Genomic DNA, 22,408 nt, shown 5'->3' with positions numbered 1-22,408 from the left:
TCATTTGCCCCACCAGAGTAAGGGGCGAGTCCCGGCGGTGTGGCTCAGCTGCGCAATGCGGACGGACGTCCCCCGGCCACGGGCTCGGTCGCGTCCAGGTGCGCCCAGGCGATCAGCCGGTGGCTGTGCCCCCACTCTGGCTCGCAGGTCGTAAGGGTGAGGTAACGGCCGGGGCCTTCGTAGCCTGATTTGCGCGGTACGGGGTCGATGACCCCGATGTCGCCGGGGAGAGTGCGGTAGGGGCGCTTGTCGATGCGGTACGTGAACCACGTCGTGCCGTCGCTGATCACGACCGCGTCGCCGGGCCGCAGCCGCGGGAAGTCCTTGAACGGGTCGCCGTAGGTGCGGCGGTGGCCGGCGACGGCGAAGTTGCCGGTGGCGCCGGGCCCGGCGGTGCGGGCGTAGTGGCCGAGGCCTTTCTTCAGGGTGCCGGTGGCGGTGCCCTCCAGGACGGGCTTGGCCCAGTCGCGGCCGAAGCGCGGGATGTACATGACGGCGAAGGGCTCACCATCCCGGAAGGCGGGCCGCGGCGGCGATCCGTCGTCCGACGGGCCGCCCTCACCCGGAGCGGCGGTCCCGTCCTGGGACGGGCCGCCGGGGGCGGGCGAGGCGGTGCCGACCGGCCCTGTGGACCAGCGTTCCTGCAGCCTGCCGAGTTCGCCGTCCATCGCGCTGTCGGCCCGTACGCCGGTCCAGAAGAGCACGTAGACCACGAAGAGGACGATCAGGCTGCCGACGGTGAGGCACAGCTCGCTGAACGTCCTGACGACCCACCGCACCGACATTCCGGCCCCGCCCTCCCGTCACCCAGCCGCCGCCCCTCAAGGAGCTTCGCACCCCGCCCTCCCGTCACCCAGCCGCCGCCCCTCAAGGAGCTTCGCACCCCCTCCTCGGCGCTCCGGCGCGCCGGAGCGCGCTACGGCTGCACAGGCTGTGCGTAGTGGAGATCCACTGTGCCGGAGTAACCGGGCAGAGTCATCGTTCCGCGCGGCTCGACTTTCCAGCCGAGTCCGTAGGCGTCGACGTACTGCAGGTAGTTCTGGATGGCGGGAGAGGTGTTGAGCGCGTCGGACAGCGCCTGGCGGTCGCCCACGGCGGTGACGGTGTAGGGCGGGGAGTAGACGCGGCCCTGGAGGATCAGGGTGTTGCCGACGCAGCGGACCGCGCTGGTGGAGATCAGCCGCTGGTCCATGACCTTGATGCCCTTGGCGCCGCCCTTCCACAGGGCGTTGACGACGGCCTGCAGGTCCTGCTGGTGGATCACCAGGTCATTGGGCTGCGGCTCGGGCACGCCGGGGATCTTGGCGGTGGCGTTGGGCGGGGCGTCGGTGAGGGTGACGGAGAGGCCCTGGCCGGACACCTTCTTCGTACCCGCGTTCTTCTCCAGCGCCTGCACCCGGGCCTTGTCGGCATCGGTGCTGCCACTGTCCTCGTCGGCGAGCCGGTCGACGTCGGAACGGAGGGAGGCGTTGCGCTCGTCCTGGATCTTGTTCTTCTGGCTGTGGTCCTGGATGAGGTCCGACAGCCGCAGCATCGAATCGTCCGAGCGCAGGTTGGTGCCGCGTGCGGTGTCGAAGCTGATCCAGAAGAGCAGTCCGGCGAGCGCGAAGACCGTCAGCGTCAACAGCCGTACCGGGCGCAGCCGCGGACGCGGACGGCGGCCGGGGGAGTCAGCGGAATTGCTCAACGTACCCTTACTCCTTACGACGCCGCGGAAGCACTACGCTAACGGACGCCCGGGGGGAGCACCCGATCCCCGACGCCCCCCGACCGGCGCCAGCCTTGTACATCCGCGCGGTTACGCAGCGCATCGACAGGAGAGTTCCTCGTGCCGAAGTCACGGATCCGCAAGAAGGACGACTTCACGCCGCCGCCGGCGAAGCAGACCAGTTCGATCAAGCTGAACTCAGGGCGGGGCTGGGTGGCGCCGCTGATGCTGGCGATGTTCATGATCGGCCTGGCCTGGATCGTGTGCTTCTACGTGACCGAGGGCGATCTGCCGATCAAGTCGATGGGAAACTGGAACATCGTCGCCGGCTTCGGCTTCATCGCGGTGGGCTTCGGCGTCTCCACGCAGTGGAAGTAGCCCGGCCCCTCTCCACGCGGCGGAAGTAGCCCCGGCCTTCCGCGCTGCCTGATCACCGGGCAAGTGCGACCTGATCACCGGGTCGGCGCCGACCGAATCGCCAGGCCGGCGCGACGCGTACCGGCCCGGCGAGGGCGCCGTTTCCTGGAGCGGTGCGGCCCCGCACACCTTGGGGCGGCGTGGCTGCGCGCCTTGGAGCGGGCCCGGAAAGCGCGCTGAACGCAAGCTGTGCCCAAGACCATCCACACGGTTATCCACAGCCGGGGAAAACTTCAGAAGATCTGTGGATAACCCCCGTGGGGTTGACGCCGGTCACACCGGAGGCGGGTGGCGCGAACGCCTCGGGACCACTGGGTTGTACTGGGAAAACGTCCCTGCAGTGGTCCCCCTTACCGAAATTCTGCACGGTGCGCACAGAGGCCGACACGAGCTGTGGACAAGTGAACGGCCGGTCACCCCCCGCGGGTGGCCTGTGGGTATACCGGTGTTCCTGTGGGGGATGCGGGTCGGCCGTTTCCTGTGGGCAAACAAGCCGACGTTTCCGGTGAGGGCGAGGCCTCCCCCTCTCATGAGGACCGAGCCACCCGCCCCCGCTGGGCGAGCCTCACCCCGTCAGCTGAGCCGTGCGTACCCAGACCACCGCGACGATCACCAGGAGCGCCAGTACGCAGGCGCCGGCCTGGACCAGGTTCCGGCGGCCGCGCGGGGCGTGGACCATCGCGTACGTCACCGCGGCGCCCACCACCAGGCCGCCCACGTGGGCCTGCCAGGCGATGTTCGGCCACAGGAACGTGAAGGCGAGGTTGAGGCCGAGCAGGATCAGTACCGGCTTCATGTCGTAGTTCAGCCGGCGCAGCAGCACCGCCGTGGCGCCCAGCAGCCCGAAGATCGCGCCGGACGCGCCCAGCGACGGCTGGTTCTGCGCGGCGAGCAGGTACGACAGGGCGCTGCCGCCCAGTCCGGCGAGGAAGTACAGCGCGAGGAACCTGACCCGGCCGAGCGCCGCCTCCAGCGGCGGCCCCAGCCACCACAGCGAGAGCATGTTGAACGCGAAGTGCATGACCTGCTCGTGCAGGAACATCGCGGTGATCAGGCGGTACCACTCGCCGTGCGCGACGCCGACGACGTGCAGTTCGCCGGGGTCGAAGGCCCAGCCGACCAGGTCCAGCGCGTTGACGAACGGATCCTTGAGCACCAGGGCCACGACGAGGACCGCGGTGTTGACGCCGATAAGGATCTTGGTGAGCAGCCTGGGGTCGGCGGTCAGGGCGCCGCCGGCGACCGTGCGGGGCCGGTTTGCGCCCGGCGCGTGCCCCGTGCCGCTGCCGCCGCGTACGCACTCCGGGCAGTGGAAGCCGACGGAGGCGCTGACCATGCATTCCGGACAGATCGGCCGGTCACAGCGGGTGCAGCTGATGCCCGTGGCCCGGTCGGGGTGGCGGTAGCAGCCGCGCGCGTCGTTCCGGTCCTCCGGCGAACCGTTTCCGCCCTGGGCGTCCCGCGGTTCCTGCGGATTGCCTGGCGCCTGCTCCATCGCTACCCCTCGTCGTCAGTGGCCCGCGGCACCGACACGCTGCGCGCCCCGCCTGGTCTACGACCGGGCGGGGCGTCATGGTTCCACGCCGCCCGCGGCCGAGCGCGGGCAGGGGTGACCGGCCGGTGCCGGCGCGTCCTCGCCGAGGCGGGCGGGTCCTGACGGCCGGCTCGACGACGACGCCGTTCAGCGGGTCTCGACGACGACCTGCTCGATGACGACGTCGTTCACCGGACGGTCGGTGCGGGGGTTCGTCTGGGTGGTCGCGATGGCGTCCACGACCTTCTTGCTCTCCTCGTTGGAGACCTCACCGAAGATGGTGTGCTTGCCGGTCAGCCACGCGGTCGGCGAGACGGTGATGAAGAACTGCGAGCCGTTGGTGCCCGGGCCGGCGTTGGCCATGGCCAGCAGGTACGGACGGTCGAACACCAGGTCGGGGTGGAACTCGTCGGCGAACTCGTAGCCCGGGCCACCGGTGCCGTTGCCCAGCGGGTCGCCGCCCTGCAGCATGAAGCCGCTGATCACCCGGTGGAAGACGGTGCCGTCGTACAGCTTGTCCGTGGACTTCTGACCGGTCGCCGGGTTCGTCCACTCACGCTCGCCCTTGGCGAGCTCGACGAAGTTCTTGACCGTCTTCGGGGCGTGGTTCGGCAGGAGCCGAAGTTCAATGTCGCCCTGGTTGGTCTTCAGGGTGGCGTAGAGCTGCTCAGCCACGATCTACCTTCCATAAGTCTTCACTGACGGTTCCCGATCCTCGCACGAACGGCCGCGCCCGTCCCCCGCACGCCACCTCACGACCGGTGTTCGCACTGATTTCCCCCCTCCCCGACGTTTCCCGCGCCCGTCAGCGGGGACCCGTACATTCCGGTCGGGAAGCGGTCATCGACCGGTACCGGCTGGACGACAGGAAACGCAGACAGGGGGCGAGAAACCGCCGAATCGCGATACCGCGGCCGGAAGCCGCCTAATCGGCGCACGCCGCGCCGAACCGTGGCATTGTCATCACAAGGCGCCCGAAGTCCGCATTGACCCGGATGCCCGCCAGCACGTGCCGTACGTCCGCTGCGCAGGCATGATCTGCAAGCGGGCGGAGAGGCGAGAGACAGCAGACGTGGGCAAGCGCCCCCGAGCCCGGACACGCCACCGATGAGGAGGATCCCGTGACCCGCAAGGACAGCGTGCGCGCCGCGACCGGCACGGCCAAGGAGAGCGTGCGGCACGCCGCGGAGGTGGTGGCTCCGTATGCCGGCACGGCCAAGGAGACCGCCGTGCACCTCAGCCATGAGGCCCGTACGAAACTGGCCCCGAAGGTGACCGAGGCCGCGCATCAGGCCCGTCACCAGTACGACGCACGGCTGCAGCCCCGCCTGGAACACGCCCGCGGCGCGCTGCCCCCGAAGGTCGACGCCGCCGCGACCAAGGCCGCGGCCCGTACCCGCAAGGCCGCCCGGCAGGCCACCGATTACACAGCCCCGCGCGTGGAGAAGGCCGTACGCAACGCCCGTGCGGCGGCCGAGCCCGCCCGCGAGGAGGCCGTGCTGCGCGGGTCCGCCGCGCTGGCGGCGCTGCGCGGAAATGTCACCGCCGCCGAGATCGAGAAGCTCGCCAAGAAGCACCGCCGCCGGGCGCGTACCGGCAAGGCCCTCAAGCGGGTCACCCTGCTCGGCATCCTCGCCGGCGGCGCCTACGCCGCGTGGAAGTGGTGGGACAAGCAGGCCAACCCCGACTGGCTGGTCGAGCCGCCCGCCGCGACCGAGGTCGGCGAGCGCACCCCGCTGAGCGCCGTGGACGGCAGCCCCGGCGCGGTCCTGGACCCCGAGGTCCAGGCGAAGCAGGCGGAATCCGAGGCGGACGAACGCCACGGGCAGCCGTAAGGCGGGCGGGATCGCGGTCCCGCCGCCGCAGCAGAAAGCCCTCCGAACGCGTTTCCGCAGTTCGGAGGGCTTCTTCTGTGGAGCCTAGGGGAGTCGAACCCCTGACATCTGCCATGCAAAGACAGCGCTCTACCAACTGAGCTAAGGCCCCGTCGCGCACCAGAATACCCGGTACCCGCCCGCTTTCCCGACCGGGTATCGCTCCGGACGGTCGCTCTCCGTAGGATGCTTCGCGAGATTCGCGGCAGCGAAGCGAAGGGGAGACGCCATGGACGCAGCACAGCAGGAAGCCACCGCGCGCGCTCGGGAGCTGCAGCGCAGTTGGTACGGAGAGCCTCTGGGGGCGCTCTTCCGGCGTCTCATCGACGATCTCGGCCTCAATCAGGCCCGTCTCGCCGCCGTGCTCGGGCTTTCGGCTCCCATGCTGTCGCAGCTGATGAGCGGCCAGCGCGCGAAGATCGGCAACCCGGCGGTGGTCCAGCGTGTGCAGGCGCTCCAGGAACTGTCGAGCCAGGTGGCCGACGGCAGTGTCAGCGCCGCCGAGGCCACCGAGCGGATGGACGAGATCAAGAAGACGGCAGGCGGGTCCGTCCTGAACAACACCACGCAGACCTCCACCACGGGCGCCACCACCGTGCGTCGAGTCGTGCGGGAGATCCAGTCGCTGCTGCGGTCGGTCGCGGCGGCCGGCGACATCATCGACGCGGCGGACTCGCTCGCCGCCACCCATCCCGAACTGGCAGAGTTCCTGCGGGTCTACGGGGCGGGGCGGACCGCGGACGCGGTGGCCCACTACGAAGCGCACCAGAACTAGTCACGCATGCTGTGAGGGAGCGGACGCGGCGCCATGGGTGAGGTCTTCGCCGGCAGGTACGAGCTGATCGACCCGATCGGGCGGGGCGGGGTGGGCGCCGTGTGGCGCGCCTGGGACCAGCGGCGCCGCCGGTACGTCGCGGCCAAGGTGCTGCAGCAGAGCGACGCGCACACGCTGCTGCGCTTCGTGCGGGAACAGGCGCTGCGCATCGATCATCCGCATGTGCTCGCGCCGGCCAGCTGGGCCGCCGACGACGACAAGGTCCTGTTCACGATGGACCTGGTCAACGGCGGTTCGCTGGCGCACCTGGTGGGTGACTACGGGCCGCTGCCGCCGCGCTATGCGTGCCTGCTGCTGGACCAGGTGCTCTCGGGGCTGGCCGCGGTGCACGAAGAGGGCGTGGTCCACCGGGACATCAAGCCGGCCAACATCCTTCTGGAGGCCACCGGTACGGGGCGGCCGCACGTGCGCGTCTCCGACTTCGGGATTTCGATGCGCAAGGGGGAGCCGCGGCTCACCGACACCAACTACGTGGTCGGGACGCCCGGTTACTTCGCTCCGGAACAACTGCTCGGCTCAGAGCCGGACTTCCCCGCCGATCTCTTCGCGGTCGGCCTGCTCGGCCTGTTCCTGCTCACCGGCAACAAGCCGGACGCCCAGGCGCTGGTGGAGCTCTTCGTGCAGCACGGGGTGCCCGGGGCGCCCGAGGACGTCCCCGAGCCGCTGTGGCAGGTCCTGGCCGGTCTGCTGCACCCGGATCCCGACGCGCGTTTCCGGACGGCGAACGGGGCCCGCAAAGCGCTCCTGTCGGCCGTCGAGCTGCTGCCCGAGGAGACGGTCGAGGACGAGATCGTCGAGGTCTTCGACCACATCGGGCCGCTTCCCTCCGGGTACGGGCCCGAGGGGCCGGCGGGCGGGGGTGCACGAGGCGGCGACCTGAGCGGGCCTTCGGTGTCGGCGTCCGGCAGCTTCCCGTTGGCGCCGCCCCTCCCGCAGGGGCCGCCCACGCCGTCCACTCCGGCGCCGCTCCCGGCGCCCGGCCCCGATCCGTCCCCGTCCGGCCCCGGCTTCCCGGTGGCGGGCCCCGACGCGTCCCCTTCGGGGCCCGGGACCCCGCTCGTACCGGGGCCCGGCCATCCGCCGCCCGGTACGCCGTCCGCGCCGCCCCTGCGGCATTACGAGCCGACCGCGCCGGTACGGGGGGACCTGCCGCTCACCCGGCCGTACACCATGGGGCAGCCCCGGGTGCCCGGCCAGGCCCCGGCACCCGCCGGGCCCGGTGGGCACGGCGCGAAGCCCGTACGGACCGGGCCGCCCGCGAAGGTCGCCGTGCCGGTGCTGGTCGTCGCGCTGCTGTGCATCGCGGTGGGGGTCTGGGCGCTGACAGCCGGCTGACGGGCGTGACCGCCGGCTGACGGCCGCTACGGGCACAACGGCCCGTGGCGGCCCTGAGGCGCGCTCACGGCCGGAGCGGCCGGAGCCGCCGGGGCCCGCCCTCGACGCCCGCAGCCGGGCGGAGAGGCCCGCGCGAGGCCCCTGACGGGCCTGTGCGGCCCCCGCGGCTCACCGGCCCCGCGGGGGCTGCCCGTATCCCTGTCCGGCGTCCTGAGGCCCGCTCCGGCCGTCGTACGGCTGCTGCCCGGGCATCTGGACTCCCGGGCCGGGCATCGGGGCTCCCGGCGCGCCCGCGGCCGGCCCCGTGACCGCCGTGGCGCCCGCAGCGGCCTTGCGCCGGGCCGCGACCGTCCACACGCCGAGCCCGGCGAGCAGCACCGCGCCGACGCCGAGGCCGGTGAACCCGACCGTCTGCAGGTTCCCGTGGCGCTCCGCCTCGGACGCCGTACGGCCCGTCTCGGCCAGCTCCCGGTCCTCGGGCGAGACGGAGAAGTCCGCGGCCGGCCGCGCGTACCGGGGGCCGGCCTGTGCCGCTCCCTTGAGGTCCACCCGCAGGGTGACGTCCGCGCCCTTCTTGAAGAACTTCGCGGCGTCCGGGTTGAGGGAGACCTCCAGGTAGTACCAGCCCGCGACGCTCATCGCCCGGACGGACTGGTCGTCGCCGGAGCGGTTCCCGTAGTGCACCGGCGCGGTGAACAGCCGCGCCTCCTTCTGCCGGCCCTCGTACGGTTCGAAGGCCTCGTCGCTCACCACGCCGCGTGCCGGGTTGTACGCGGTCAGGCCGAACGCGTCCGGGGTGAACGTCGAGACGCCCACGCCCGGTTGCTTCGGGGCGCTGGGCAGCTCGGCGCTGACGTTCAGCCGCTGTCCCCAGTCGACCGGCACCCGGTAGAAGCGGGTCTCGCCGGGCCGGATGCGGTCGCTCCACTGGCCCTTCCCCACCGAGGCGGCGTCGTTGAAGCCGGTGCCTCCCGTGACGCGCTTCTCCGCGCCCCCCGTGGGCGCCGCGGGCGTTGCGCTGCTCCAACTGCCTTCCCCGGGCTCTCCGGGGGCCGGGCCGCTCAGCTGCGGCTCGGTCATGTAGCGCAGCTCCAGGGGCCAGCGGTCGGGGCCCGAGGTGGCGTCGCCGGAACGCTTCACCACCACGTAGTACCGGCCGGCCTGCTTGCATTCCGAGAAGTCGCCGCCGACACGGCGGGTGGCGTAGGCGGCGAGGGGGTAAGCCGTCCTGCCGCCCCGGTACCGCGCGTCGCCGTCGGTGCCGCAGGTCGTGCCGCTGTTGTCCTGGAGGGACACGGTCAGCCCGTCGGTGTAGTCCTCGACCTTGCTCCCGGGCGCGGGCGCGGCCACCGCCGAGACGTACGCGGTGGTCTTCGTGTCCAGCGTGAGGGCGTAGCGCCGCTCCTCGCCGCGCCCGATGGAGTCGCTGTACGTGCCGGGGCGGACGGACGGGGCGTCCGCCGTGCTCGCCCGGCCCTTGACGGGCGTGGCGTCCTGCGCGGGCGCGTACGTGGGCAGCTTCGTGTCCGCCGTGGCCACCCCGGGGAGCAGCGCCAGAACGCCGAGCGCCACCGGGCCGGCCAGCCCCCTCCTGATCGTGCGCCGCCTCACCACGTGCCTGCCCCTCCCGAGCCCGTTCCGGTCGTGCGCTGCTTGCCCCGGCCCCTGAGGTACGCCACCGCGAGGCCGGCGAGGAGCAGGACTCCCGCACCGATGCCGACGGCGGCGATCACCGGACGCGCCGCCCATACTCCACCGCCGGCCGTGCCGCTGTCCGCGGCGGTGGCGGAATCCTTCGCCACCGCCGCGTGCGCCTGGGGGCCGCTCTTCGCGTCGCCGAGCACGGCCACCCGCAGGACCACACCGATCCGCGGATTATCCGCGATCTCCGCGGCCTTGGCACCGAGGGTGACGGCCAGGTAGAAGTCGCCGGCGCGGTGCACGGGGGCGACGTTGGGGTCGCTCTCGTAGCGGTTGGTCCAGCTGACCGGGACGGTGCCCATGCGCAGCGCCGTCTGCCGCCCGTTGTAGGGCGTCTGCGGGGTGAATTCCCCGGTGCCGCTGCCGACGGGCTGCCGGGCCGGGGTGTAGACCTGCGTGGCGCCGTACGAGGTCTGCGCGCTGTACCCCTTCACGGTGGGCTCGTTGGCGAACTCCACGTCGTAGCGCAGCTGCTGGCCCCAGCCGACCGGGACCTTGTACCAGAGCGTCTGTGAGGGCAGGACCTTGTCGCGCCAGGCGCCTTCGCCGATCTCCCTGGCGTCGTTGAAGCCGGTGCCGCCGGTGACGTCCTTCGGGGCACCGGAGGGCACGACCGCGTCCTGGCCGCCGGCGCCGTACTCGGGCTCCGACTGAGCCGGTGTCACGCCCTTCTTGAGGGGCCGTTCGCTGCGGTAGGTCAGCTCCAGGGGCCAGCGGGCGGCGTCGGAGCCGTCGGCGGCCTCACGTTCGACGACGAACCAGTAGCGGCCGGCCTTGTCGCAGCTGCCGTGGCCGTCCTCCGACGGCACCCGGCTGACGCCCGAAGTCAGCGGTGCGGCGCCCTCGTTCTGGCCGAAGAGCTCGGTGCGGGTCTCACAAGCGCTGTCGGTGCCGTACGCGAGCTGCGTGCGCAGCACGGTGGTGGTGTCGACGGCGGCGCCCGGGTGCGGGACGGCGGTGGCGGCGAAGTCGGCGGTGGCGCTGTCGTCGAGGTTCACCTCGTAGAAGCGCTGCTCACCGGGGCCGATGGTGTCCCGGTACTGGCCCGGCGCAAGGGCGGGCGCACCGGAGCGTGCGGGTGTGCCGCGCACCTGCTTCCCCCGGAAGCGGTAACCGTCGGCGGAGAGCTTGCCCGCGCGCTGCATCTGGCGGGCCAGGGCATCGGCGTCCGGGGCGTCGTAGTAGCGGCCGTTGCCCGCCTCCGCGACGCACTCCAGCTGTTCCCGGGCCTTGCCGCGCACCTGGAAGCCGATGGTGTCGATCCGCAGGTCGACGCCAGACCTGCCGAGTTCCCCGGCGACCTCGCAGGGCGGCGGGGACTGGCAGGTGTCCTCGCCGTCGGAGATGAGCACGATGGTGCGGCGGCCGTCGCTGCCGCGTGGGAAGTCGGCGGCGGCCTTCTTGAGCGAGAGGCCGATCGGGGTGTCGCCCTTGGGCCCGACGTCGGCCACGGCCTTCCTCAGGCCGGCCCGGTCCAGCGGCCGTACCGGCTGGACGAGGCGGGTGTCGTCACAGCCGCGGTTCTTGTCCGCGCCGTAGACGCGCAGCCCGGTGGGGAATCCGTCGGGGAGGGCGTCCGCGACGGTGCCGACCGCTTTGCGGGCCGCGGCGATCCGGGTGTGCCCGGAGCCGTCCGGCTCCGCCATCGAGCCGGAGGAGTCCAGCACCATCACCATGCCGGCGCTGGTGAAGGACGGTTCAGCGGACGCCTGCGGCGCGACCGGGAGCGTGAGGAGCAGCCCCCCGGTCAGTGCGGCCGCCGTCCTCCGGCGTCGTCGTGCCATGTCGCCCGTCCCCCTCTGCCCACCGATCACGTTTGCCATCGCAACCTAGTGGTGTGCTATAGCAAACTCAACCCATCGAGTGTCACAGTCCCGCAACGGCGCCGGACAGACGAAACCCCGGCCACCGCCGAGCGGGGACCGGGGTCACGTACGTACGGAACTGGGGCTCACACGCCCGAACCTGCGGGCACGGAGTCGGTCGCCTCCGTCCACAGATCCTGCTCGGCGCGATCCGCCTGGATCTGGCGGTACACGAGGAGCCCGCCGATGGCGGCCAGTGCGACCAGGAGAAGCTTCTTCACCGCGCGACCTCGTCTTTCGTTGACGTAGGGGACCTTCGGGGGCCGATGATACACACCGGTCGATATCAATCGGTGACCTAGTCCGACCCCAACTCCGGAGAAGCACAAAGAGATCGGCCCGGGCGGAGAATTCTCCGCCCGGGCCGATCCTTGCCGGTGGGGCTAACAGGACTTGAACCTGTGGCCTCTTCCTTATCAGGGAAGCGCTCTAACCGTCTGAGCTATAGCCCCTGGCTTGTTGCCGCCTCGCTGGCTGCACCGAAAGATTAGCGCACTTCAGAGCCATGACCCAAATCGATGACCGGGCCGGCCGCGAAAGCCCCTCAGCGGCGGCCCGCACCAGGTCATTCGTCCTCGGCCAGGGTCAGCTCCACGCCGCCCACGAAGCCTGCCGAGAGGTTGTAGATGAACGCGCCGAGCGTGGCCAGCGCCGTCGCCAGCACCACGTCGATCGCCGCGATGACACCGGTGAACATCAGCACCCGCGGCAGCGACAGGAACGTCTCCAGATCGAAGCCCGAGCCGCCGTCGGAGCTGGTGGCCTCGCTGATCGTGCCGCCGACCGTGGAGAAGACGCCCATCGCGTCCATCACCATCCACAGCACCGACACCGCGACCAGCGTGCACAGCCCCAGCGCGATGGAGAGCAGGAAGCTGACCTTCATCACCGACCACGGGTCGGCACGGGACACGCGCAGCCTGGCCTTGCGCGTACGCGGGGTCGTACGGACGCCCGGGCGGGGCACCCGCAGCCCCGGCTTGCCGCCCCCCGCGGGGTACGCGGACGGCGGGACGTACGGCTGGCCCTCGCTGCCCTGCGGGCGGGGCTCGGGCTGCGGCTGTGCCTCCGGCTGCGGCTGCCTGGTGTCGGTCACGGTTCCCCCCTCGGCGGCGGCCTCCTTGTGGGGGCCGTCGCCAGTATCGGAGCCACGGGCGCCGCCCGTCACGGTCGCGGGCCCGGAAGAGGGCTTCCTGCCCTCGTCCGATCCGCCCGCCTGCGCACCCGTGGCTCCACTCACGACCTACTCCTCGTGCTACTCCGCCGCGGGCTCCTCGCCCCCGGCCGCCGGGGCCTGGTCCTGCGCCGCGTCGTCGGCCGGCTCACCGTCCGCCAGCGCCTCGACCTCTTCGGCCTCGCGACCGGCCTCGGCGTTCCGGGCGATACCGACGACGGCATCGCGCTTGCCCAGGTTGATCAGTTGGACGCCCATGGTGTCACGGCCCGTCTCCCTGACCTCGTCGACCCGCGTGCGGATCACCCCACCGCCGAGGGTGATGGCGAGGATCTCGTCGCTCGCCTCGACCACCAGCGCGCCGACCAGCTCTCCTCGATCCTCCACGATCTTCGCAGCCTTGATACCGAGGCCGCCGCGACCCTGGACGCGGTACTCGTCGACGTTGGTGCGCTTGGCGTACCCGCCGTCGGTGGCGGTGAAGACGTAGGTGTTCGCCCGCACCACGTTCATCGAGAGGAGCTCGTCGCCCTCGCGGAAGCTCATCCCCTTGACGCCGGAGGTGGCACGGCCCATCGGGCGCAGCGAGTCGTCCGTCGCGGTGAACCGGATCGACTGTGCCTTCTTGGAGATCAGCAGCAGGTCGTCGTCGCTGGAGACCATCTGGGCGCCGATCAGCTCGTCGTCCGAACCGTCCTCCTGCTCGCGCAGGTTGATGGCGATGACACCACCGGAGCGCGGCGAGTCGTAGTCCTTCAGCGGGGTCTTCTTCACCAGGCCGGCCTTGGTCGCGAGGACCAGGTACGGCGCCGCCTCGTAGTCCCGGATCGCCATGACCTGGGCGATCTGCTCGTCCGGCTGGAAGGCGAGGAGGTTCGCGACGTGCTGGCCGCGCGCGTCCCGGCCCGCGTCGGGCAGCTCGTACGCCTTGGCGCGGTAGACCCGGCCCTTGTTCGTGAAGAACAGCAGCCAGTGGTGGGTGGTGGACACGAAGAAGTGGTCGACGATGTCGTCTTCCTTGAGCTTCGTGCCGCGGACGCCCTTGCCGCCGCGCTTCTGCGAACGGTAGTCGTCGGTCTTGGTGCGCTTGACGTAGCCGCCACGGGTGATCGTGACGACGATGTCCTCCTCGGCGATCAGGTCCTCGATGGACATGTCGCCCTCGAAGGGCACCAGCTTGGAGCGCCGGTCGTCGCCGTACTTGTCGACGATCGCGGTCAGCTCCTCGCTGACGATCTGCCGCTGGCGCTCCGGGGAGGCCAGGATCGCGTTGTACTCGCGGATCTTGGCCAGCAGCTCGTCGTGCTCGGCGGTGATCTTCTGCCGCTCCAGGGCCGCCAGGCGCCGCAACTGCATCTCCAGGATCGCGTTCGCCTGGATCTCGTCGATGTCCAGCAGACCCATCAGGCCCTCGCGCGCCACGTCGACCGTGTCGCTGCGCCGGATCAGGGCGATGACCTCGTCGATGGCGTCCAGGGCCTTGAGCAGGCCGCGCAGGATGTGCGCCCGCTCCTCGGCCTTGCGCAGCCGGAACTTCGTCCGGCGGACGATGACCTCGATCTGGTGCGTCACCCAGTGGCGGATGAACGCGTCCAGCGAGAGCGTGCGCGGCACGCCGTCGACCAGCGCCAGCATGTTGGCGCCGAAGTTCGTCTGCAGGTCGGTGTGCTTGTACAGGTTGTTCAGCACGACCTTGGCGACGGCGTCCCGCTTCAGCACGATGACCAGGCGCTGGCCGGTGCGCGAGGAGGTCTCGTCGCGGACGTCGGCGATGCCGCCGATCCTGCCGTCCTTCACCAGGTCGGCGATCTTCTGCGCGAGGTTGTCGGGGTTGACCTGGTACGGAAGCTCCGTGACCACCAGGCACTGGCGGTTCTGGATCTCCTCGACCTCGACCACCGCGCGCATCGTGATGGAGCCGCGCCCGGTGCGGTACGCCTCCTCGATGCCCTTGCGGCCCACGACCAGCGCGCCGGTCGGGAAGTCCGGGCCCTTGATCCGCTCGATCAGGGCGTCCAGGAGCTCCTCGTTGGAGGCCTCCGGGTGCTCCAGGTGCCACTGGGCGCCGGCCGCGACCTCGCGCAGGTTGTGCGGCGGGATGTTGGTCGCCATGCCGACCGCGATGCCGGCCGAGCCGTTGATCAGCAGGTTCGGGAAGCGCGACGGCAGGACCGTCGGCTCCTGGCTGCGGCCGTCGTAGTTGTCCTGGAAGTCGACGGTCTCCTCGTCGATGTCCCGGACCATCTCCATGGACAGCGGGGCCATCTTGCACTCGGTGTACCGCATGGCCGCGGCCGGGTCGTTGCCCGGGGAACCGAAGTTGCCGTTGGAGTCCACCAGCGGCATCCGCATCGACCACGGCTGCGCCAGGCGGACCAGCGCGTCGTAGATCGAGGAGTCGCCGTGCGGGTGGTAGTTACCCATGACGTCACCGACGACACGGGCGCACTTGTAGAAGCCCTTCTCGGGGCGGTACCCGCCGTCGTACATCGCGTACAGGACGCGGCGGTGCACCGGCTTGAGGCCGTCCCGGACGTCGGGCAGGGCACGCGAGACGATGACGGACATCGCGTAGTCGAGGTAGGAGCGCTGCATCTCCGTCTCGAGCCCGACGGGCTCGACGCGCATGCCCACGCCTTCGATGGCGGCGGGCGCGCCCTCGGCGGTCACGCCGTCCGGGGTCACAGGGGGGTTCTCGTCGGCCATTGCTGTTCAAAGTCCTTTCGAGCTGCGGCTGCGTTACGGGCCGACGGGCTCAGATGTCGAGGAAGCGGACGTCCTTGGCGTTGCGCTGGATGAACGAGCGTCGTGCCTCGACGTCCTCGCCCATGAGCACGGAGAACAGGTCGTCGGCGCGGGCCGCGTCGTCCAGCGAGACCTGGCCGAGCACGCGGTGCTCGGTGTCCATGGTGGTCACGCGCAGCTCTTCGGCGTTCATCTCGCCCAGACCCTTGAAGCGCTGGACCGAGTCGTCCTTGATGCGCTTGCCGGCCTGCTTGCCCATCTCGATGAGGGCGTCGCGCTCGCGGTCGGAGTAGGCGTACTCGAAGTCGTCCCGGCCCCACTTGATCTTGTACAGCGGGGGGCGGGAGAGGTAGACGTGCCCGGCCTCGACCAGCGGCCGCATGAAGCGGAACAGGAAGGTGAGCAGCAGGGTGTTGATGTGCTGGCCGTCGACGTCGGCGTCCGCCATCAGGATGATCTTGTGATAGCGGAGCTTCTCGATGTCGAAGTCCTCGTGCACGCCCGTGCCGAAGGCCGAGATCAGCGCCTGGACTTCCTGGTTCTGCAGGATCTTGTCGACCCTGGCCTTCTCGACGTTCAGGATCTTGCCGCGGATCGGGAGGATCGCCTGGTACTCGGGGTTACGGCCGGACTTGGCCGAGCCGCCCGCGGAGTCACCCTCGACGATGAAGATCTCGCACTTGGTCGGGTCGTTGGACTGGCAGTCGCTCAGCTTGCCCGGCAGCGACGCCGTCTCCAGCAGGCCCTTGCGGCGGGTGAGGTCGCGCGCCTTGCGGGCGGCGACGCGGGCCGTCGCGGCCTGGATGCCCTTGCGGATGATGTCCGCGGCCTCGTTCGGATTCCGGTCCAGCCAGTCCGTGAGGTGCTCGTGCACGACCTTCTGCACGAAGGTCTTGGCCTCGGTGTTGCCCAGTTTGGTCTTGGTCTGGCCCTCGAACTGGGGCTCGCCGAGCTTGACGGAGATGATCGCCGTCAGGCCCTCGCGGATGTCCTCGCCGGTGAGGTTGTCGTCCTTCTCGCGGAGCAGCTTGCGGTCGCGCGCGTACCGGTTGATCAGGCCGGTCAGCGCGGCGCGGAAGCCCTCTTCGTGCGTACCGCCCTCGTGGGTGTGGATGGTGTTCGCGAAGCTGTAGACACCCTCGGTGTACTGGGTGTTCCACTGCATCGCGATCTCCACCGAGAGCATCCGCTCCTTGTCCTCGGCCTCGACGTCGATGACCGTGGGGTGGACCGTCTCGCCCTTGCGGGAGTTCAGGTACTTCACGAAGTCGACGATGCCGCCTTCGTAGTGGTACCGGACGGAGAGCGGCTTGCCGTCCTCGTCGACGTGCGCCGCGCGCTCGTCGGTGAGCTGGATGGTGAGGCCCTTGTTGAGGAAGGCCATCTCCTGGAAGCGCCGGGACAGCGTCTCGAAGCTGTACTCGGTCGTCTCGAAGATGTCGCCGTCGGCCCAGAACGTCACCGACGTCCCGGTCTCCTCGATGGCCTCGTTACGGGCCAGCGGCGCGGTCGGCACACCCAGCTTGTAGTCCTGTGTCCAGCGGTAGCCGTCGGTCCTGACCTCGACGGAGACCCGCTGCGACAGGGCGTTCACCACGGAGACGCCCACTCCGTGCAGACCACCGGAGACGGCGTAGCCGCCGCCGCCGAACTTGCCGCCCGCGTGCAGGACGGTGAGCACGACCTCGACGGCCGGCTTCCCCTCGGAGGGGATGATGCCCACCGGGATACCGCGGCCGTTGTCCACCACGCGCACGCCGCCGTCGGGCAGGATCGTCACGTCGATGGTGTCCGCGTGGCCCGCCAGCGCCTCGTCGACGGAGTTGTCGACGACCTCGTACACGAGGTGGTGCAGACCGCGCTCGCCGGTGGAGCCGATGTACATACCCGGTCGCTTGCGAACCGCGTCCAGGCCCTCAAGGACAGTGATCGCACTGGCGTCGTACGACTTCTCTTCCGAGGAGCCGCCACTGGCGCCGGCAGAAACCCCCTCTTCGGTAGAAGCCGTGATGTTCTCGTTGAGGTCGCCGGAGTCGGCCACGAAGCGCCCTTTCTGGCACAGGCACGAGCCTTCTCCTGCCGCCGGCGGGGAGGCCCCGTGCCGGTCAGGAGCGGCTGCGTCGTTCGACATGTTCCGCGAGTGGGCGGGATTGCCATCAGTCTACCGGTAGCGCCGACACTCATGGGGGTTTGCGGGCGCCTGAGTCCTCACGTGCCGCCCTGAACCGACATCCACCGACTCCCCATATCTGAGGAGGGCCTCCAGGACGCTCACACCGGCACTCAGCGCTTCGGGCTGTCAACCTCCGACTACGGTGAGCGGAGTCTCATCCGTCACACCGGAACATCCCCGGACATCTCGCCACGTACAGGCACCCTCCAGGGCCCTGGTTTCACGTGAAACGGTGGCCTTCGGCCGCGCATGTACGGATCAGCCGTACGTGTCGCCCGGACCCTTGCTCCCCGGAGCCCGCAGCGAGCCGTACTTCCGGGGCGGGCCGCCCGGCCCCAGCACCTTGATGATCTTTACCGAGCCATGGCCCAGGTCTTCGTTCAGACGTGCCACCAGCGTCGGAGCGAGCAGCCGCAGCTGCGTAGCCCAGGCGGTCGAGTCGCACTGCACCGTCAGCACCCGGGCGTCCTCGTCGTACTTCTGCGGTTCGCAGTGCTGCGCCACCTCGGCACCCACGAGCTGGGGCCAGCGCCCCATCACCCCGCCGACCGCGGCCGGCGTCTCCCAGCCCCGTTCGGTGATCAGACGGTTGATCGCCGCACCCAGCGGCAGCGGATCACGCCCGTCCGCGCGTGCTCCCGATCGCAGCCCGCCCCCGCGTCTGGCCTGCTTCTTCTGCTGCGCGGCCGCGCCCCGCGCCCGCGCCTGCTCCTTCGCGGCCACCAGCGCCTGCCGCGCCAGATCGATGCCGGACAGCTCCGGCGGCCGGGGCTGCTCGGGTCCCGGGGGGTCCTGTGGACCGGACTGCTCACTCACTTACGACACCTTCTCCGCCGTGCCCTCGGAGACCGCGAACCGCGTCCCCGCCAGCACGCCCGGCACATCGTCGTCCACCGCCGCCGTCACCAGCACCTGCTCGCCCGGCGCCACCAGCTCCGCCAGCCGCTCCCGCCGACGGGAGTCCAGCTCGGCGAAGACGTCGTCCAGGACGAGAACCGGCTCGTTGCCCTCACTGCTCAGCAACTCGTACGACGCCAGCCGCAGCGCCAGCGCGTACGACCAGGACTCGCCGTGGCTCGCGTACCCCTTGGCCGGCAGTCGCCCCAGCTTCAGCAGCAGGTCGTCGCGGTGCGGACCGACCAGGGTCACGCCCCGCTCGATCTCGTTCTTGCGGGCCTCGCCCAGCGCTTCCATGAGCAGCTCGTACAGCTCCTCACGGTTCGACGCCTCGGCGAGTCGCTCGCCCACCGAACCGCGGTACTCCAGCGCGACCGGGCCGCCGCCCGGCGCCAGCTGCTCATACGCCTTGTCCGCCAGCGGCTGCAGCGTCGCGATCAGGTCCAGCCGCTGCGCGAGCAGCTCCGCACCGGCCCGCGCCAGGTGCTGGTCCCACACGTCCAGCGTGGAGAGGTCCATCTTCCGGCCGCCGTGCCGGCGCGCCAGGGCGGCGCTCTTGAGCAGGGTGTTGCGCTGCTTCAGCACGCGGTCGTAGTCCGAGCGCACCCCCGCCATCCGCGGCGAGCGCGCCGTGATCAGCTCGTCGAGGAAGCGCCGCCGCTCGCCCGGGTCGCCCTTGACGAGGGCCAGGTCCTCCGGCGCGAACAGGACCGTCCGTACGATGCCGAGCACGTCACGCGGCCTGACCTGCGAGGATCTATTGATCCTGGCCCGGTTCGCCTTGCCGGGGTTCAGCTCCAGCTCGACCAGCTGCTGCCGGTCGCCCTGCACCACCTGCGCCCGGACGATCGCCCGCTCCGCGCCCATGCGGACCAGCGGGGCGTCGGAGGAGACGCGGTGGCTGCCGAGGGTGGCGAGATAGCCGACCGCCTCGACGAGGTTGGTCTTGCCCTGGCCGTTGGGCCCGACGAAGGCGGTGACGCCCGGGTCGAGCGGGACCTCGACCCGGGCGTACGAGCGGAAGTCGGCGAGCGACAGATGCGCGACATGCATAAAGGGCGCCGACCTCCCCCGGCGTGGTACTGCTGCGGGCTTCCGGGACGCCTGCCCCGGAAGCCCGGACTGCTTACTTCGTGTTTTCGACCGCGTGGCCGCCGAACTGGTTCCGCAGCGCGGCGATCATCTTCATCTGCGGCGAGTCCTCCTGACGTGAGGAGAACCGCGCGAACAGCGACGCGGTGATCGCCGGCAGCGGCACCGCGTTGTCGATCGCGGCCTCGACCGTCCAGCGGCCCTCGCCGGAGTCGGCCGCGACACCGCGCAGCTTCTCCAGGTGCTCGTCGTCGTCCAGCGCGTTGACCGCCAGGTCCAGCAGCCAGGAGCGGATGACAGTGCCCTCCTGCCAGGAGCGGAAGACCTCGCGCACGTCCGTGACGGAGTCGACCTTCTCCAGCAGCTCCCAGCCCTCGGCGTAGGCCTGCATCATCGCGTACTCGATGCCGTTGTGGACCATCTTCGCGAAGTGGCCGGCGCCGACCTTGCCGGCGTGCACGGAGCCGAATTCGCCCTCCGGCTTGAGTGCGTCGAAGATCGGCTGGACCTTCGCCACGTCCTCGGCGGCACCGCCGTACATCAGCGCGTAACCGTTCTCCAGGCCCCACACACCACCGGAGACGCCGCAGTCGACGAAGCCGATGCCCTTGGCGCGCAGCTCCTCGGCGTGCTTCTCGTCGTCCGTCCAGCGGCTGTTGCCGCCGTCCACGACGATGTCGCCCTCGGACAGCAGCTCACCCAGCTCATCGATCGTCGCCTGGGTGGCGGCGCCGGCCGGCACCATGACCCACACGACCCGCGGACCCTGCAGGCCGTCCACCAGCTCCTTGAGGCTGGAGACATCCGCGAGGTCGGGATTGCGGTCGTAACCGATGACCGTGTGGCCGGCGCGGCGGATGCGCTCGCGCATGTTGCCGCCCATCTTGCCGAGACCGACGAGACCGAGCTCCATCAGAGACCCTCTTTGCACATAGTCGTTGCCCTTGTACCTGACCTACGTCGAGCCTACGCCCGAAGGGCCGTGCACAGCTGTGGGCTCAGCCGCTCATAAGCCGCAGGTCAGCCCCGTCATACGGGCGGCCGTACGGAGCCGGTCCGAACGGCCTTCCGAATGTGGCGGAGGGCACCGCGCGCCTGCTCGGCCGGAGAGGCGCACCGGCACACTGCGGCCTTGCGAGGGGCGACCCTCGCACTCCCGGCCGGAGGGCCCGCGGGGTCAGCCCGACAGACGCACCGGCATGATCAGGTACTTGTAGGCGTCGTCCGCCTCGGCGTCGGCGGCGGGCTTGCCGCTCAGCAGCGCGGGCTTGGTCGAGGTCGTGAAGGACAGCTGGGCCACCGGGGAGTCGATCGCCGACAGGCCCTCCAGAAGGAAGCCGGGGTTGAAGGCGATGGAGATGTCGTCGCCGTCCAGCTGCGCGTCCACCCGCTCCACAGCCTGTGCATCGTCGCTGGAGCCGGCCTCCAGGATCAGCACGCCCTGCTCGAAGCTGAGCCGCACCGGGGTGTTCCGCTCGGCCACCAGCGCCACACGCTTGACGGCCTCGACGAACGGAGCGGTCTCGATCACCGCGACGGAGTTGAACTCGGTCGGGAAGAGGGTGCGGTACTTCGGCAGGTCGCCTTCCAGCAGGCGGGTCGTCGTACGGCGGCCCGCGCCCTCGAAGCCGATCAGACCCTCGCCGGCACCGGAGCCCGAGAGCGCCAGCGTGACCGTGTCACCGCTGCTCAGCGACTTGGCGGTGTCCAGCAGCGTCTTGGCGGGGACCAGCGCGACGGCGGAGGCGTCCGGGCTCTCCGGCTTCCACAGGAACTCGCGGACCGCGAAGCGGTAGCGGTCGGTGGAGGCGAGGGTGACGGTGTCGCCCTCGATCTCGATGCGGACACCGGTGAGCACCGGGAGGGTGTCGTCACGGCCGGCCGCGATGGCGACCTGGGCAGCAGCGGAGGCGAAGACCTCACCGGGGACGGTGCCGGTGGCGGTGGGCATCTGCGGCAGCGCCGGGTACTCCTCCACAGGCAGTGTGTGGAGGGTGAAGCGGGAGGAGCCGCAGACCACGGTCACTCGTACACCGTCTGTGGAGATCTCCACAGGACGGTTCGGCAGCGAGCGGCAGATGTCGGCGAGCAGCCGGCCGGAGACGAGGACCGTGCCCTCCTCCTCGGTCTCCGCGTCCACCGAGACCCGCGCCGAGACCTCGTAGTCGAAGCCGGAGAGGCTCAGGGAGCCGTCCTCCGCCTTCAGGAGCAGGCCCGCGAGGACGGGCACCGGCGGACGGGCCGGGAGGCTCTTGGCCGCCCAGGCCACTGCCTCCGCGAGTACATCGCGCTCCACCCGGATCTTCACCGGAAACCGCCTCCTGCTGTTGCTGGCTCTCGCCCTGCTGGCCTTCGTCGTCGGCTGGGTTGCCGGAGACCAGTCTGACGCACGCCACCGACAGCCGGTGCGGCTCGGGGGCAAGTCGGGACGAGAGCTCGGAGAGGCCCGGTCCCCAAGTTGTGCACAGCACCCGATTCGAAACGAGTTCCCCGCTAGATATCCGTGGTCGTAGTAGTAGGGGCTGTGGAAACCGTGGACAACTGCTTTTGCGCAGGTCAGAGCCCGAATTTTGTCCACCGGTGACTGTGGGCGCAGCCGTGGACAACCGGCCGATGCTGTGGACCGCCGCCGGTTGTGCACACCCGATGCACAGGGCAGGCCGGTTTCTCCCCAGTGCCATCCCCAGCTTTACCCAGGTTCCCCACAGCCCAACCCGGCACTTTGGTGTGACCGCTTTCACTCGCGCCAGTGAGAGGGGGTGTTGCCTTGCCGAACAGTGGACAGCGATGTGGACGGGGTGTGCACAACACCGCTTCTCCTGTGGGCGGCCGGTGGACAGTCGCGCGCACAGCCTGTGGAAGATCTCTTCGTCCACACCCTGTGGACAACAGTTGTCCGCAAATCCACACCCTGCTGACCTGGGGTGATCCACTCACGTGCGGAGCGCTTGTGGATGTCATCGGGATAACTTCCCAGTCCCCAGGGTGTGGAAGGAAGATTCTCGCCCAAACTGTGGAGAGAAGCCGTGTCCTCGTCAGAAATCGAACAGCGGCGGGG

The 22,408-nt window shown here is 70.4% G+C and carries 18 protein-coding genes and 2 tRNA genes; 4 read left to right on the top strand and 16 right to left on the bottom strand.

Features of this window, described 5'->3' with window-relative positions; translation table 11 throughout:
- Positions 1-44 precede the first annotated feature (44 nt).
- Together ACZ6WH_RS21455 and ACZ6WH_RS21450 are read right to left on the bottom strand one after the other, a co-directional pair.
- On the bottom strand, positions 45-785 hold the full coding sequence (locus ACZ6WH_RS21455) for a class E sortase (protein WP_469729931.1): 741 nt from the start codon (positions 783-785) through the stop codon (positions 45-47).
- A 131-nt stretch (positions 786-916) separates the two neighbouring features.
- Complete coding sequence (locus tag ACZ6WH_RS21450) at positions 917-1,687, bottom strand: DUF881 domain-containing protein (protein WP_432856821.1); 771 nt, start codon at positions 1,685-1,687, stop codon at positions 917-919.
- Positions 1,688-1,828: 141 nt separating this feature from the next.
- Between ACZ6WH_RS21450 and crgA the strand changes: the two genes are divergently transcribed.
- A complete protein-coding gene (gene crgA / locus ACZ6WH_RS21445; RefSeq protein ID WP_030615198.1) occupies positions 1,829-2,086 on the top strand; it encodes a cell division protein CrgA in 258 nt (85 codons plus the stop codon).
- 604 nt (positions 2,087-2,690) lie between these two features.
- Here the strand turns inward: crgA and ACZ6WH_RS21440 are convergent.
- Together ACZ6WH_RS21440 and ACZ6WH_RS21435 are read right to left on the bottom strand one after the other, a co-directional pair.
- Positions 2,691-3,620, bottom strand: a complete 930-nt coding sequence (locus ACZ6WH_RS21440) for a rhomboid family intramembrane serine protease (RefSeq protein ID WP_469729930.1) — start codon at positions 3,618-3,620, stop codon at positions 2,691-2,693.
- 186 nt (positions 3,621-3,806) lie between these two features.
- On the bottom strand, positions 3,807-4,334 hold the full coding sequence (locus ACZ6WH_RS21435; protein WP_399716670.1) for a peptidylprolyl isomerase: 528 nt from the start codon (positions 4,332-4,334) through the stop codon (positions 3,807-3,809).
- 446 nt (positions 4,335-4,780) lie between these two features.
- Between ACZ6WH_RS21435 and ACZ6WH_RS21430 the strand changes: the two genes are divergently transcribed.
- A complete protein-coding gene (locus ACZ6WH_RS21430) occupies positions 4,781-5,494 on the top strand; it encodes a DUF5324 family protein (protein ID WP_432856827.1) in 714 nt (237 codons plus the stop codon).
- Between the two features lie 78 nt (positions 5,495-5,572).
- On the opposite strand, the gene ACZ6WH_RS21425 is transcribed toward ACZ6WH_RS21430, so the two are convergent.
- Positions 5,573-5,645 (bottom strand) — tRNA-Ala (locus tag ACZ6WH_RS21425).
- 117 nt (positions 5,646-5,762) lie between these two features.
- Between ACZ6WH_RS21425 and ACZ6WH_RS21420 the strand changes: the two genes are divergently transcribed.
- Positions 5,763-6,308 (top strand): helix-turn-helix domain-containing protein, encoded by a 546-nt coding sequence (locus ACZ6WH_RS21420; protein WP_361553396.1) that lies wholly within the window; start codon positions 5,763-5,765, stop codon positions 6,306-6,308.
- Between the two features lie 33 nt (positions 6,309-6,341).
- Positions 6,342-7,703, top strand: a complete 1,362-nt coding sequence (locus ACZ6WH_RS21415) for a serine/threonine-protein kinase (RefSeq protein ID WP_469729929.1) — start codon at positions 6,342-6,344, stop codon at positions 7,701-7,703.
- Between the two features lie 168 nt (positions 7,704-7,871).
- Here the strand turns inward: ACZ6WH_RS21415 and ACZ6WH_RS21410 are convergent, their stop codons facing one another.
- The 11 genes from ACZ6WH_RS21410 to dnaN form a co-directional block, all read right to left on the bottom strand.
- Positions 7,872-9,317 carry a hypothetical protein gene (locus ACZ6WH_RS21410; RefSeq protein WP_469729928.1) on the bottom strand — a complete coding sequence of 482 codons (1,446 nt, stop codon included), beginning with the start codon at positions 9,315-9,317 and terminating at the stop codon, positions 7,872-7,874.
- On the bottom strand, positions 9,311-11,188 hold the full coding sequence (locus ACZ6WH_RS21405; protein ID WP_469729927.1) for a vWA domain-containing protein: 1,878 nt from the start codon (positions 11,186-11,188) through the stop codon (positions 9,311-9,313). The genes ACZ6WH_RS21410 and ACZ6WH_RS21405 overlap by 7 nt, the downstream gene beginning before the upstream one ends.
- A gap of 167 nt (positions 11,189-11,355) precedes the next feature.
- Positions 11,356-11,490: a DLW-39 family protein gene (locus ACZ6WH_RS21400; protein WP_003958712.1), complete on the bottom strand. Its 135-nt coding sequence runs from the start codon at positions 11,488-11,490 to the stop codon at positions 11,356-11,358.
- A 157-nt stretch (positions 11,491-11,647) separates the two neighbouring features.
- Positions 11,648-11,721 (bottom strand) — tRNA-Ile (locus ACZ6WH_RS21395).
- 113 nt (positions 11,722-11,834) lie between these two features.
- Positions 11,835-12,509, bottom strand: coding sequence for a DUF3566 domain-containing protein (locus tag ACZ6WH_RS21390; protein ID WP_469729926.1), 675 nt, complete (start codon positions 12,507-12,509; stop codon positions 11,835-11,837).
- A gap of 15 nt (positions 12,510-12,524) precedes the next feature.
- Entirely contained in the window at positions 12,525-15,149 is a 2,625-nt protein-coding gene (gene gyrA, locus ACZ6WH_RS21385) for a DNA gyrase subunit A (protein ID WP_469729925.1), read from the bottom strand.
- Between the two features lie 49 nt (positions 15,150-15,198).
- Complete coding sequence (gene gyrB, locus ACZ6WH_RS21380; RefSeq protein ID WP_469729924.1) at positions 15,199-17,229, bottom strand: DNA topoisomerase (ATP-hydrolyzing) subunit B; 2,031 nt, start codon at positions 17,227-17,229, stop codon at positions 15,199-15,201.
- Between the two features lie 390 nt (positions 17,230-17,619).
- Positions 17,620-18,177, bottom strand: a complete 558-nt coding sequence (locus tag ACZ6WH_RS21375) for a DciA family protein (protein ID WP_432856843.1) — start codon at positions 18,175-18,177, stop codon at positions 17,620-17,622.
- Positions 18,178-19,311: a DNA replication/repair protein RecF gene (gene recF / locus ACZ6WH_RS21370; RefSeq protein ID WP_469729923.1), complete on the bottom strand. Its 1,134-nt coding sequence runs from the start codon at positions 19,309-19,311 to the stop codon at positions 18,178-18,180.
- Between the two features lie 73 nt (positions 19,312-19,384).
- Complete coding sequence (gene gnd, locus ACZ6WH_RS21365; protein ID WP_432856846.1) at positions 19,385-20,263, bottom strand: phosphogluconate dehydrogenase (NAD(+)-dependent, decarboxylating); 879 nt, start codon at positions 20,261-20,263, stop codon at positions 19,385-19,387.
- A 264-nt stretch (positions 20,264-20,527) separates the two neighbouring features.
- Entirely contained in the window at positions 20,528-21,658 is a 1,131-nt protein-coding gene (dnaN, locus tag ACZ6WH_RS21360; protein ID WP_361553368.1) for a DNA polymerase III subunit beta, read from the bottom strand.
- Between the last annotated feature and the right edge of the window lie 750 nt (positions 21,659-22,408).

This window comes from Streptomyces sp. NPDC050806, assembly GCF_055586425.1.
The sequence above is the reverse complement of the archived record's forward strand: the minus strand, read 5'-3'. Positions and strand labels throughout refer to the sequence as shown.

What these genes read in the sequence shown, in the direction of transcription:
- gnd (WP_432856846.1), bottom strand. Translation starts at nt 20,263, where the DNA reads ATGGAGCTCGGTCTCGTCGGTCTCGGCAAGATGGGCGGCAACATGCGC.
- ACZ6WH_RS21440 (WP_469729930.1), bottom strand. Translation starts at nt 3,620, where the DNA reads ATGGAGCAGGCGCCAGGCAATCCGCAGGAACCGCGGGACGCCCAGGGC.
- gyrA (WP_469729925.1), bottom strand. Translation starts at nt 15,149, where the DNA reads ATGGCCGACGAGAACCCCCCTGTGACCCCGGACGGCGTGACCGCCGAG.
- ACZ6WH_RS21415 (WP_469729929.1), top strand. Translation starts at nt 6,342, where the DNA reads ATGGGTGAGGTCTTCGCCGGCAGGTACGAGCTGATCGACCCGATCGGG.
- ACZ6WH_RS21405 (WP_469729927.1), bottom strand. Translation starts at nt 11,188, where the DNA reads ATGGCACGACGACGCCGGAGGACGGCGGCCGCACTGACCGGGGGGCTG.
- ACZ6WH_RS21455 (WP_469729931.1), bottom strand. Translation starts at nt 785, where the DNA reads ATGTCGGTGCGGTGGGTCGTCAGGACGTTCAGCGAGCTGTGCCTCACC.
- recF (WP_469729923.1), bottom strand. Translation starts at nt 19,311, where the DNA reads ATGCATGTCGCGCATCTGTCGCTCGCCGACTTCCGCTCGTACGCCCGG.
- ACZ6WH_RS21420 (WP_361553396.1), top strand. Translation starts at nt 5,763, where the DNA reads ATGGACGCAGCACAGCAGGAAGCCACCGCGCGCGCTCGGGAGCTGCAG.